The sequence below is a fragment of the Pedobacter sp. CG_S7 genome (genome assembly GCF_040544395.1).
Taxonomy (GTDB): Bacteria; Bacteroidota; Bacteroidia; order Sphingobacteriales; family Sphingobacteriaceae; genus Pedobacter.
The window spans coordinates 206,674-219,678 of record NZ_JBEONS010000002.1; the positions used below are offsets into that span (position 1 = coordinate 206,674).

Consider the following 13,005-nt stretch of genomic DNA (forward strand, 5'->3'; position numbering starts at 1 on the left):
ATAGCCCTTCATGAAAATCATATTTACTTGCTTAGTGTGTATATTTTGCGTTCCTGCCTTTGCCCAAAATAGGGGCGAGGTTATTATCGTAAAGGATCCTTTGATTGACCGTTTAATTGAAAAAAGACTAGAACTCAATAAAACAGTAATTTCACCTACTATTACAAGAAGCGGCCCAATGGTTGCTCAGGTGGGTTACCGTGTGCAAGTGTTTTATGGATCAGACCGCAGAAAAACTTTCCTTGAACAAGGAAGGTTTAAATCACTTTACCCTAAATTGAATACTTATATTATTTATAAGGAACCTAATTATTATTTGAGGGTAGGTGATTTTAGAACGCGATTAGAGGCCCAGCGACTCATGAATGAGTTGCGTCCCTTATTTCCTACGCTCTTTATTTTTAGAGAGAAAATTAATGCACCCATTTTAAATGATAGTAATGATTAAAGAACAGATACAGGAACAAGCAGAACATATATTTGAACAGGTAGTTTCCTTTCGCCACCACCTCCACGCAAATCCCGAGCTTTCTTTTAAGGAATTTCAGACCTCTTTATTTATCCAGGAGAAGTTAACTTCATGGGGAATTCCTTTTACAATCCTGGCCAATACAGGTGTGGTAGGTTTGTTAAAAGGTGATTTGCCTTCAGAACAGGTTATTGCATTACGTGCCGATATGGATGCCCTGCCGATACAGGAAACCAACGATAAGCCTTATGCGTCTAAAGCTAAGGGTGTAATGCATGCCTGTGGTCATGATGTACACAGTTCTTCTTTATTAGGTACTGCTTTTATACTTTCGCAACTTAAATCCCAGTTTGGAGGAACCATAAAGTTGATATTTCAACCGGGGGAAGAACTATTACCTGGTGGTGCCAGTATAATGATTAAAGAAGGGGTGCTCGAAAATCCAAAACCCAATTATATTGTCGGACAACATGTAATGCCTTTTATTGATGCCGGTAAGGTTGGTTTTCGTTCCGGTATTTACATGGCCTCAACAGATGAGTTGTATGTTACAGTGCATGGTAAAGGTGGCCATGGTGCACAACCTCAGCAAAATATTGATCCGGTTTTAATTGCTTCTCATATTGTTGTCGCGTTACAGCAAATTGTTAGCAGAAATGCTGATCCTCGTTTGCCTACTGTTTTATCATTCGGTAAAGTTACCGCCAATGGTGCTACCAATATTATTCCTAATGAAGTGAAACTTGAAGGTACTTTCAGGACTTTAAATGAAAATTGGAGACTGGAAGCAAAGCGGCTAATGAAAAAAATGGCTGAAGGTATTGCTGAAAGTATGGGGGGAAGTTGTGATTTTAAAATCATGAAAGGTTATCCTTATTTAATTAATGAGCCTGTATTGACTGCCAGTGCTCGGGCAAGTGCAGTAGCGTATTTAGGTGCAGCTAATGTTGTAGACCTAGATATCTGGATGGCTGCAGAAGATTTCGCCTACTATAGCCAGGTAACGGATGCGTGTTTTTACAGACTTGGGACGGGTAATGCAGCAAAAGGAACCACAAATTCGGTGCATACTCCTAATTTTGATATTGATGAGGATGCCCTTAAAATTTCTACTGGATTAATGGCTTATATTGCATTGAAACAGTTAGGTAATTAATTTTCATAAGCTTTTATCCTTTCCGTCATGTTCCTAAAGAAAATTATTTTGCTCACCTTCTTTGTAGCCCTTTATTTTAAGGGTGTTGGTCAGCAGATTTCTAGATTTAATCCGGATACGATAAAAACGATAACCCTGGATTCTTCGGTAAACATTGTTGCCAAAAGGCTAAGTGCAGAAACTTTTATTGATGCCATTATATCTGATACTAGTTTTTATAAGGCTTTTCAGCAGATGAAGAAGTACAGTTTTCTGGCTGAGAACAGCATCTATACTTACGATAAAAAGAATAAGGTTAACGGCAGTATTTATAGGAAAATAAAGCACAATAGCCAGGCGCCAAAGATGGAGTACCTGGTGAAAAAGGATGATGGTCGCATTTATAAAAAGAATGGTAAATTTCAGCTTTATACTGTAGAGCTGTTCGATTATATTTTTATGAATGCTTATAAATCTGAATTTTCCGCTGCAGACTTTGAGGCTAAACCTTCCGGTGGAGGATCAAATGCCAGTTATAAAGATAAATTGAAAACACTTATTTTTTCTCCCGGCCGACCCGTAAAAGGATTGCCTTTTATTGGGAGCAAGACTGAAATATTTACGCCAAATATGCGTCAGTATTATGATTATAGTTTTTATAGTGCTACTTACCTGGATTCTATTCCGGTATATCGCTTTAAAGTTTCAGTGAAGCCTGATTTGAGTAGCTGGACTAAAGACGGATTGATGATAAAAGAGTTGATTACCATTTTCGATAAGCGTAATTTTGAAATTCTTGGTCGTTATGTAGATATGAAATATAGCAATATGCTCTTCGACTTTGATGTACAGATGAATATTGAAATGAGTTACTTCGGCGAAGAGAAATTACCTTCTAAAATTTCTTACCAGGGTAATTGGAATGTCCCTTTGAAAAAAGAGGAGCGTGCGAGTATATTGATCTTACATAAAGATTACAACATAGATTAGACTGCCTAACCGTTTAAAGTTTTATCACTTTTAAAAACCTAAAAACCAATGAAAATTTACCTAAAAGTATTATCTGCATTTTTAATTGTTTTATTATTTACCTCTATGGGGCCTAAACCTAAGAAAATTTTGTTTTTTGGTGATTCTATTACTGAAATGGGTGTTAAAGCCGGTGGCTATGTTTCCCTGATTAAAAAAAGTCTTGATCCCTCAAAATATTCGGTTATTGGGGCGGGCATTGGAGGAAATAAAATCTATGATTTATATCTGCGCCTGGAAGATGACGTATTAAATAAAAACCCAGATTTGGTTGTTATTTACATCGGTGTTAACGACGTATGGCACAAGCAGTCTTCCAGAACAGGTACCGATCAAAATAAATTCGTTAAATTTTACCAAGCTCTTATTAATAAGATTACTGAAAAAGGCGCGAAAGTAATTTTATGTACCCCAGCTGTGATTGGGGAAAAGAAAAATGGTGCCAATGAAATGGATGGCGAACTTGACAAATACGCTGGCGAAATTCGTAAATTAGCCGCAGATAACAAACTTCCTTTAGTAGACCTGAGAAGCTTATTTACGGCTTATGATTTGTCTAATAATACTACTGATTCAGAAAAAGGCGTTTTAACTGTTGATGGTGTTCATTTGAATGATAAAGGAAATCAAATGGTAGCCGCCCAGTTACTGCCTTTAATAAAATAGCAAACTAATAATGATTAACCACGATACCATTAACAAAATTATGGATACTGCCCGTATAGAGGAGGTAGTAGGTGATTTTGTAGCTTTAAAAAAACGTGGTACCAGCTTAATTGGAAATTGTCCTTTTCATAATGAGAAAACCCCTTCTTTCCACGTTTCCGTAACTAAGGGGATTTACAAGTGTTTTGGCTGCGGTAAAGGTGGTGATGCGGTCCATTTTATTATGGACCATGAAAAATATTCTTATCCGGAAGCCTTAAAATTCCTTGCCCAAAAATACAATATCGAAGTTGAGGAAACCGCGCAAAGTAGTAAGGAAGTAGAAGCCCAAAATGCCCGGGAATCTTTATACATCGTTTCTCAGTTTGCGACGGCATTTTTTGCCAATGAACTTTGGACAGGCGCTGATGGCCGTGCAATTGGCCTGAGCTATTTTAAAGAGCGTGGTTTTCGGGAAGATATTATCAGGAAATTTGAACTGGGCTATTCTCCTGATGTTTGGGATGCGTTAACGGTGAAGGCTGTTAACAGCGGCTATAAGGAAGAAAACTTGGAGCGTGCAGGGCTTTCCATTAAAAACGACAAAGGTAAGCTATACGACAGGTTTAGAGGTAGGGTCATGTTCCCTATCCATAATTTTACGGGCAGGGTTATTGGTTTTGGCGGGCGTACTTTAAAAACAGACAAGAACGTTCCAAAATATGTCAATTCCCCAGAAAGTGAAATCTATCACAAATCCAATGTGCTTTATGGACTTTTCCATGCTAAAAAAGCCATCCGGGAAACCGATAATTGTTACCTTGTAGAGGGTTATGCAGATGTGCTTTCGGTACACCAGGCAGGAGTGGAAAATGTTGTAGCATCCTCTGGAACATCTTTAACTGTTGAACAAATCAGGCTCATTGGTCGCTTTACTCAAAATGTTACCATCTTATATGATGGAGATGCAGCGGGAATAAAGGCTTCCTTGCGTGGGTTGGATATGATTCTTGAAGAGGGCCTGAACGTAAAAGTGGTGAACTTTCCTGATGGTCATGATCCGGATTCTTACATGCATAAGGTTGGTGCCGGTGCTTTCAAAATTTATATTGAAAACAACCGCAAAGATTTTATTTTATATAAGGCCACAACATTATTAAAAGAGGCCGGAAACGACCCCATAAAAAGGGCTGGTATCATTCGTGATATTGTTGAAAGTATTGCCAAGATTCCCGATAGCATCAAAGCTTCGGTATTTATCAGGGAGTGCAGTCACCTGTTGCAAGTAGAAGAGCGCATCCTGGTCTCTGAACTCAATAAAATGCGGGTGGCCAAGTTTAAGAAATCTGGAACTCCTTCGGGGTCCTCTTCTTATGCACCACAACAACAGGGTGGGCCACCAGATAATTTATTTGACGATAATGCTGTTGCCGGAGAAGATATTGGCCTTACAGCCGTTAATGACGAACTGCAGGAGCAGGAAATTATTAGGTTATTGTTAACCTATGGGCATGAATTGGTGACCTGGGACAATATAGATAACATGTATATCGGCTCTTTCATTATGCAGAATTTAGCTGATGTTACTTTTATAGATGAAATTTGCCTGAAAATAATAACCCATTATAAGCAGGAAATTGAAAATGGCCAACTCCCAACTGCCAATCAATTTATTAAAAATGCTGATCGCAAGATTGCAGGTATGGCCATCACCCTTTCTACATCTCCTTATGCTTTGAGTGAAAACTGGTACAATAAGCACCAGATTTATGTGCGGGATGAAACCGTTAATTTAAAGGCGACCATTTTAGGTGGAATATTTCACCTTAAAAAAAGGAAAGTTGACCGCATTTTAATTAACCTGCTAACGGAGATAAAAGATGAAGCCGATGCCGTGAACCAGGAAATTTTAATGCAGCGTTATGCTACTGTGAAAAATGTAGAACGGGAAATTTCTAAATTCCTTGGTTCCGTTGTAATCAAATAATGGCAGAGCATAATGATCTGGGTCGGTATGGCGAGCAATTAGCCAAGCTTTTTTTAGAAGAAAAAGGTTACCGGATCATGGAACAAAATTGGGTTTATGGAAGAGCTGAGATCGACCTTATTGTTTTTAAGGATGAAATAATCATCTTTGTAGAAGTCAAAACCCGAAGCTCTGTTGCTTTTGGTGAACCTGAAGATTTTGTGTGTTGGAAAAAAGAACAACAACTGGAGTTTGCTTCCCTAGAATATATTGAGCGGCGCAATCACCAGGGAGAAATTCGTTTCGATATCATTGCAATTGTATTTGAAAATAAAAAACTTTATAAAATTAATCATATTGAAGATGCATTTTGGCCTAGCTAGTATTAAGAAAACCTTTTTAACATTTTGTATGTTTGGTATGCTTTTGAACATTACTATGACCTTATCTTGTAAACAAGAACAAATCAGCAGCAATGTTTCCTTCAAGTTTCCGGAACAAGGTAAAACAGTGAAATTGGGTGATGATTTGACCATAGCGCTCGATGTTCCTGCTGCAATGAAAGTTACTGCTACTACTTATTTGGTAGATGGTAAAGTTGTTGGCACAAAAAACAATGCTGAAGCGTTCACCTTAAAAACCAATGACCTTTCCTTAGGTTATCGGTTGATTTCTGCGATAGTGGATGATGGGAACATCAAAGATACCATTACCGTAAATATTGAGCTGAGATCGGCTATTTTGCCTCCTGTTTTAGGTTATAAAGTAGTTAATGTTTACCCACATGATACCACTTCTTATACACAGGGTTTGGAATACCATGACGGCAAGTTTTTAGAGAGTACCGGTGAGTATGGTTTCTCCACATTAAGATGGGTTGATTTAAAATCTGGGAAGGCACTACAGAAAATAGATATTGATAAAAAGTACTTTGCTGAAGGCGTATCGCTTGTTGGCGATAAAATAGTTCTTTTGACCTGGCAGGCCAATACTGGTTTTATTTATGATGCTAAATCATTGAAACAAACTGGGACTTTCCTATATCAAAACAGCCGCGAAGGCTGGGGCTTAGCTTATGATGGCAAACAATTGATCAAGTCTGATGGAACCAACAGAATTTGGTTCCTCCATAAAGACACCTACAAAGAGGAAAGTTATATAGATGTTTATGATGATAAGGACCAGGTTGATCAACTAAATGAATTGGAATATATAGATGGTAAAATCTATGCTAACATTTATCAAACGGACAAAATTGCTATTATAAACCCTAAAAGTGGTGCTATAGAGCAATATGTTGATTTGACGGGAATCTTGCCTGCAAAGGACAAGTTCTTAAACACAGATGTTTTAAACGGTATAGCCTGGGATGCAAAAGGTAAAAGACTTTTTGTAACCGGCAAAAAGTTTGATAAACTGTTTGAAATTACGCTTGTCCCATAAATAGCGCATTCTTATTTCTTCTTAGGCTCCGCAATATAGCCATTGAATGAAATAGGCTGTCTGTTATTGTTCATTACATTCAAGGTACCATAACCGCTTTCTGTTACATATAAGGTTAGCTTTTGATAGTCTTTAACATCTTTAGGGACGATAACAATGGTCCACCCTCCTTTTTTTCGGTCGCTCTTGGCATAAGTAAAGTCTTTGGATTTGAATTTTATGCCGGCATCATCGGGATCTAAAGAGGGGGAATAAGACCTTCCGAAAAAGGGCAAATAAGCCACCACACTATCTTTTTTTACAACAAGGTCATACTGTGAGCCACTCAGGTTAATGGCGCCTGAGGCAAGGGGACTGTTCAATTTGTTTAAAATAGCAGAGATCTCTTGAGTAGACATGGGTAAAGCCGTAGTGGCAACAAAAATAAAGTCTTGATTTTCTACGATTTTTTTTGTGGTTGCTTTGTCTGTCTGTGCAAGAACCGGAAAAGAAACAATCAAAAGCAATGCAGCGAGGTATATTTTTATTGTTTTCATGTGAGGTGTAATGATAATAGTTGTTATATAGACAATTGATAGTGATAATAGTTTAAATATTCTTAAGCGTTTGCTTAAAAGCTGACGCGCACTTGATACGCACATCATAGCGAGCTGATAGGGGGTTGGTAGGTCTAAAGCGGTTCAAGGTCCCTGTTAGGTCCTAATCAGATCCCCATTAAGGAGGCACAAGGATCCAGTCAAAGTGCACTTGTTCTAAACCGAGATTAGTTAGTAGTAAAAAGGTAAAATATTGATTAATGTTTACAACAATAAAATTAAATGCTGACAACTGTTTAAGCGCACAGCACCTTCATTCGCAAATCTCAAAAAAAAAGGGGTTATAACATTGTGCTCAATGTTATAACCCCTTTTTAAGGGAATTATATGCCGCTTAAATAAAATCTGCTGCTTTAATTTCCGTGTTTATTTTAACTTCTTTAACGGTAATCACAAATTCCTGATTGCCTTTTGGCGTTTGAATAGATTTATTTATACTGTAAGGTAGTAGAATATTGCCAGTCTTACGATAATCCCTGTATTCCGTAACCTCTACCACTTCAGTTCCGTTAATTTTTGTAGTTTTTTCTTCTTTCACTAAAAGGCCTGAATTAACATCATAATACTCTGTTGTTGTTTTTCCCGAAGCACCAGTAATTTTCACTTGATACACGTCTGCAGCACCAACTTTAGCTGTTCCCACAACTTCAAGTTTATTTCCTGAATAATATAATTGTTCAAATAAGCCTTTCTTTTCTTTTTTCTCAGTCAATTCTTCAGCAGTCATTTCTTTTTTCTGTCCCATTTGACTTTGAAAACCAGTTACGCCATTGAAAACTGCTTTCATTACCGTAGTGCCATTCATAGAAATTTCGTTGCTTTCCATATTAGGAAACATTACTTTGATGGTTGCATTCAACTTTTGTCCTTGAATTTCAAAATCTGCCATTTGCAAAATGGAAGTAACTTTTTTTAGCTCGTTGGCACCACCAATTGCAGTCAGGTAGGTTGAAATAATTTCTGCCGCTGATTTTTTAACTGTGGCCAGGGCAGTTACCCCTGTAGCAGCGGTAACAGGTGCTGCATATTTATCGAACGTTTTTACTTTAAAGCCTAATTTCTTTAATCCTGGAAGTAAAGTTTCCTGCTTTCCTACAATGACGATACGGGCATCAGCATAACCAAAATACTTTTTGCTGACGCGTAAAATATCTTCCGGTGTAACGGCATTAATTTTTTGCAAGTAGGTGCGGTAAAAATCTTTAGGAAGGTTATTTATTAAAATGTTGCTGGCAAAAGCGGCCATGCGTGCAGGGTTTTCCAGACCTAGTGCAAATGAGCCATTGTAAAGGTTCTTTGCGTTCTGCAAATCTTCTGCACTCACTTTCTGCGTACGCATCACGTTAATTTCTTTAAGGAATTCGACAACGGCGCTGTCCACTTTTTCATTTCTTACTGCAGCGTTTGCGGTGAAACGGCTTTGAAAACGACCAGAACCAATGGAAGAATAGGCACCGTAAGTAAAGCCATGTTTTTCGCGCAGGTTTTTGAATAACTTAGAATCGGCTCCTCCACCAAGAAGTTCGTTGGCTAATAATACTGCATGGTAATCAGGACTGCTTAAAGGAAGCGTGATTAAGTTGGTAATGGTTATTTCGGACTGTACTGCGTTCGGAACATCAATTACGTCAATTTCTGTCGTTGCTGGGTTAATTACTTTCGCTATAACTGGCAGTGTCAATGTGGCACCTTTCCAATTACCGAAAGCTTTCATTGCCAAGGCACGTGCTTCAGCAGGTTTGATGTCGCCTACAAAAGTAAGGTAGCTTCTGGAAGGAGTGACATATTTTTGATAAGCTGCTTTTACGTCCGCTAAGGTGAGTGCATTGATACTTTGCTCGGTTTCAAATTCTCCGTTAGGGTGGTTAGTTCCGTAGGTTAAAGCATTAACAACACGACCAGATATTGCTTTCGCGCTACGTTCGTTTGATTTTAAGGCTGTAATGGACTGTGATTTTAGTTTTTCGAAAGAAGGCTGCGGGAATGCCGGGTTGCGGATGGCATCTGCCATTAACAAGAAAGCATCATCAAAATAGCGTGTTAATGCAGATGTGCTTCCGCCAGCGGCTGAAACATTTACATTAGCACCCAATTGGTCAACGGCCTCATCAAATTGTACTTTTGTTTTTGTTGCCGTACCTTCATTGAGCATGCCTCCCATAATGCTGGTCACACCAGCCTTTGAGCCTTCGGTTATAGGACCTGCATCGATGCTGAATGTTGCGCTCACCTTTGGTAATTTATGGTTTTCTACCACTAAAATGGTGATGCCATTTGGCAATTTATAAGTAACCGGATCCGCGAAGGTGATAGTAGGTGCTGGTCCTGGTTTCGGTTTTTGGCTTCTATTTAGCTTTTGCGCAACTGCTGATTGTATAAAGAGCACAGCAAGTGCAAATAATAATATCTTTTTCATCAGTATATAATTTGTTTTTCAAAGGTGATGAAAGCGGTCATGAGCATAAAGCTAAGATTGCTTTCATTAGCACATCTTTTGTTTAATATTCAGACTATTTCTTTGGTAAATAATAAAGTACCACACGCTGGTCTTTGTTTAAATATTTACGCGCTACCTCTCTGATTTCTTCCCTGGTGATTGATTTAACGGTGCTTAATTCTTCGTTAATGTCATTCGTGTTTTTATTTTGAAAAGTATATCCACTGGCAAGGTTTTCTGCTACTCCCAGCATTTTACTATTGGCACTGATAAAGCCGTTCTCAAACTGGTTTTGTAATTTTGTGTATTCAGATTCGCTGATCAAGTCTGCTTTTAAGCGTGCTACTTCAGTGTCTATGTCTTTCAATAGGTCATTTAAAGGCGTGTTGTTGTTTGGTAAAGCCAGGGTGATATATGCGCCATAATCCTCTAATGTGTAATTAAAAGCAGCTACCTGCAAAGCTGTTTTCTTCTCGTCAACCATTTTAGTGCTTAATCTGGAACTGCCACCACCAGAAAGCAAGGTACTGATCATACCCAATATTTTATTGTCGCGGCTTTTCATTCCTGGCACACGGTAAGCAGCAAATATTGCAGGTATCTGAATATTAGCATCGTATGCTGTGTCAATAATTTCTTTTGTAATCGGTTTTAAATTAAAATCTCTTTTAATTACAGGTGTACCTTTGGGCACTTCATCAAAATATTTTTTGACTAGGCCTTTGGTTTTATCAACATCAATATCTCCCGCAATGGTTAGTACAGCATTGTTAGGGGCATAGTATTTTTTGAAAAAAGCAAGGAACTCAGGCAGTTTTGCAGCATCAAGATGTTCCATAGCGCCAATTGGCTGCCAGCGGTAAGGATGCTCCGTAAATAAATGCTGGAAAATATTTTCCGCAAATTTCCCATAAGGCGCATTGTCTACACGCAATCTTTTCTCTTCTTTAACCACCTCATTCTGCGTTTTAACACCAGCTTCGTCAATTTTTGGATGTAACATGCGCTCACTTTCCAGCCATAAACCTAATTCCAGCTGATTTGATGGAAAGGTTTCATAATAGAAAGTTCTATCCTGAGAAGTGTTTGCATTGTTTTGACCGCCATTGCTACTTACTAACTTCATAAATTCGCCTCTTTTCATGTTTGGGCTACCTTCAAATAAAAGGTGCTCAAAAAAGTGTGCGAAACCGGTTCTTTCTGTTTCTTCATCTTTTGAGCCTACGTGGTACATCACGGAAACGACCACCACGGGGGCGGTTTTATCTTGATGTAGAATAACATGCAAACCATTGTCCAGGTCGTATTCCGTGAACTTTACCTGTTGCGCATTCGCACCCAGAAACAGGCCAGCAAAGGCGATTGTTAAAATGAGCTTTAATTTCATTTTTTAATGTTGTTTTTTTATGATTTTTTTAGTTGAATTATCTCCAGGATTTAAATTGGTTGATCAGGCCATTCGTGGATGCATCGTGTGAGGTTATCTGCTTCTCATTTTTTAATTCAGGCAGGATACTTTTCGCCAGTTGTTTGCCAAGTTCTACGCCCCATTGGTCGAAACTAAAGATGTTCCATATAATGCCTTGTACAAATATTTTATGTTCATATATGGCGATTAGAGTGCCAAGGCTGTAAGGTGTTACACGCTTTAATAAAATAGAGTTGGTGGGTCTGTTGCCTTCAAAGACTTTGAAAGGTGCTATTTGTTGAATTTCTTTTTCAGATTTTCCCTCTTTTTTTAGCTCTGCCACCACCTGCTCCAACGTTTTGCCGTTCATTAGGGCTTCTGTTTGTGCAAAGAAGTTGGATAATAAGATGGGATGATGGTCGCCAACTGGATTATGGCTTTGCGCTGGAGCAATAAAATCACAAGGCACCAAACGCGTGCCCTGGTGTATAAGCTGGTAAAATGCATGTTGGCCGTTGGTTCCTGGCTCTCCCCAAATAATTGGACCAGTTTCATAAGTAACCTCATCGCCATTGCGATCTACATGTTTGCCATTACTTTCCATATCTCCCTGTTGGAAATAAGCAGCAAAACGATGCATGTACTGGTCGTATGGTAAAATAGCCTGAGTTTCTGCATCAAAGAAATTAATATACCAGATTCCTACCAGGGCTAAAATTACAGGGATATTTTTTTCAAAAGCAGTATTTTTAAAATGCTCATCTGCAGCATGCGCACCTGCTAATAATTGTTTGAAATTATCAAAACCGATACTTAGGGCAATAGGTAAGCCAATAGCGCTCCATAAAGAATAACGTCCACCTACCCAATCCCAAAATTCAAACATGTTCTCTATATCAATTCCAAAGGCTTTCACATCCTCCGCATTGGTAGAAAGGGCAGCAAAGTGTTTTGCAATATCTGCTTCCTGCGCCTCGCTATTTAAAAACCATTCTCTTGCCGTATGGGCATTCGTCATGGTTTCCTGTGTGCTGAAAGTCTTTGAAGCAATAAGGAATAAAGTAGTTTCAGGATTTAAATTTTTTAAAGTTTCTACAATGTGGCTACCATCAATGTTAGAAACAAAATGCATGTTTAAATGGTTCTTGTAAGCTTTAAGTCCTTCAGTAACCATTACAGGGCCTAAATCTGAACCTCCTATGCCAATATTGACCACATCAGTAATTTCTTTGCCAGTGTAACCTTTCCATTCACCTGAAATAATAGCCTGACTAAATTTCTCCATTTTAGCCAAAACATGGTTTACTTCTTCCATAACGTTTTTGCCGTCAACAAGAATGCTATTATTTCCCTGGTTTCTTAATGCGATATGAAGAACAGGCCTGTCTTCTGTCTGGTTGATTCTTTCTCCATTAAACATGGCTTGAATAGCTTCATCAAGCTTGCATTCTTTTGCCAACTGTACCAACAAGGCCATCGTGGTGTCGTCAATTCTGTTCTTGGAAAAGTCTACTAGGATGTCTTCAAATAGGATAGAGAATTTTTCAAAACGAACAGCATCTTCAGCAAAAAGATCTTTGAGGCTTTTCTCGTTTATATTAATAAAGTGATCAGCCAGGTATTTATAGGCTTCAGTTTCTGTGAAATTTATCGTTGGCAGCATGGTTTTCGTATTTATGTAAATGTAATGGTTTATTTTATTAGGTGAAATAACAGTTTCCTTTATTCCATTAAAAAATATATTATAACTAATTAGGTTACACTTTTTAGTCTTATCGTTACCAGGGTCAACGCATTTAAATTTGATTTAAAATTTTAAGGAGAAATTGATCGTCCCAGCCGGCTTTTAGCCTTTTGGTTACCAGAGACCCCTTTGA

At 38.3% G+C, this 13,005-nt stretch carries 11 protein-coding genes; 7 read left to right on the forward strand and 4 right to left on the reverse strand.

Translation table 11 applies throughout. The annotated features are described in order from the left end of the window. Window positions 1-10: 10 nt before the first annotated feature. The 7 genes from AAKU52_RS02855 to AAKU52_RS02885 are packed head-to-tail and all read left to right on the forward strand — an operon-like array spanning window position 11 to window position 6,687. Complete coding sequence (locus tag AAKU52_RS02855; protein ID WP_354330011.1) at window positions 11-448, forward strand: SPOR domain-containing protein; 438 nt, start codon at window positions 11-13, stop codon at window positions 446-448. Beyond that, window positions 441-1,625 (forward strand): M20 metallopeptidase family protein, encoded by a 1,185-nt coding sequence (locus AAKU52_RS02860; protein ID WP_354330013.1) that lies wholly within the window; start codon window positions 441-443, stop codon window positions 1,623-1,625. Before AAKU52_RS02855 ends, AAKU52_RS02860 begins: the two co-directional genes overlap by 8 nt. Before the next feature lie 27 nt (window positions 1,626-1,652). After that, window positions 1,653-2,594 carry a hypothetical protein gene (locus AAKU52_RS02865; RefSeq protein ID WP_354330015.1) on the forward strand — a complete coding sequence of 314 codons (942 nt, stop codon included), beginning with the start codon at window positions 1,653-1,655 and terminating at the stop codon, window positions 2,592-2,594. A gap of 48 nt (window positions 2,595-2,642) precedes the next feature. Continuing rightward, on the forward strand, window positions 2,643-3,299 hold the full coding sequence (locus tag AAKU52_RS02870) for an SGNH/GDSL hydrolase family protein (RefSeq protein WP_354330017.1): 657 nt from the start codon (window positions 2,643-2,645) through the stop codon (window positions 3,297-3,299). A gap of 10 nt (window positions 3,300-3,309) precedes the next feature. Beyond that, window positions 3,310-5,265, forward strand: coding sequence for a DNA primase (gene dnaG, locus AAKU52_RS02875; protein ID WP_354330019.1), 1,956 nt, complete (start codon window positions 3,310-3,312; stop codon window positions 5,263-5,265). Continuing rightward, on the forward strand, window positions 5,265-5,627 hold the full coding sequence (locus AAKU52_RS02880; RefSeq protein WP_354330021.1) for a YraN family protein: 363 nt from the start codon (window positions 5,265-5,267) through the stop codon (window positions 5,625-5,627). The genes dnaG and AAKU52_RS02880 overlap by 1 nt, the downstream gene beginning before the upstream one ends. Window positions 5,628-5,655: 28 nt before the next feature. Further along, a complete protein-coding gene (locus AAKU52_RS02885) occupies window positions 5,656-6,687 on the forward strand; it encodes a glutaminyl-peptide cyclotransferase (RefSeq protein WP_354330023.1) in 1,032 nt (343 codons plus the stop codon). Between the two features lie 11 nt (window positions 6,688-6,698). On the opposite strand, the gene AAKU52_RS02890 is transcribed toward AAKU52_RS02885, so the two are convergent. From AAKU52_RS02890 to pgi, 4 genes are all read right to left on the reverse strand, one after another. Then, on the reverse strand, window positions 6,699-7,223 hold the full coding sequence (locus AAKU52_RS02890; RefSeq protein WP_354330025.1) for a DUF4251 domain-containing protein: 525 nt from the start codon (window positions 7,221-7,223) through the stop codon (window positions 6,699-6,701). Window positions 7,224-7,617: 394 nt separating this feature from the next. Next, entirely contained in the window at window positions 7,618-9,699 is a 2,082-nt protein-coding gene (locus tag AAKU52_RS02895; protein ID WP_354330027.1) for a M16 family metallopeptidase, read from the reverse strand. Window positions 9,700-9,793: 94 nt separating this feature from the next. Then, a complete protein-coding gene (locus tag AAKU52_RS02900; RefSeq protein WP_354330029.1) occupies window positions 9,794-11,107 on the reverse strand; it encodes a M16 family metallopeptidase in 1,314 nt (437 codons plus the stop codon). A 37-nt stretch (window positions 11,108-11,144) separates the two neighbouring features. Then, window positions 11,145-12,791 carry a glucose-6-phosphate isomerase gene (gene pgi / locus AAKU52_RS02905; protein WP_354330031.1) on the reverse strand — a complete coding sequence of 549 codons (1,647 nt, stop codon included), beginning with the start codon at window positions 12,789-12,791 and terminating at the stop codon, window positions 11,145-11,147. Window positions 12,792-13,005: the final 214 nt, after the last annotated feature.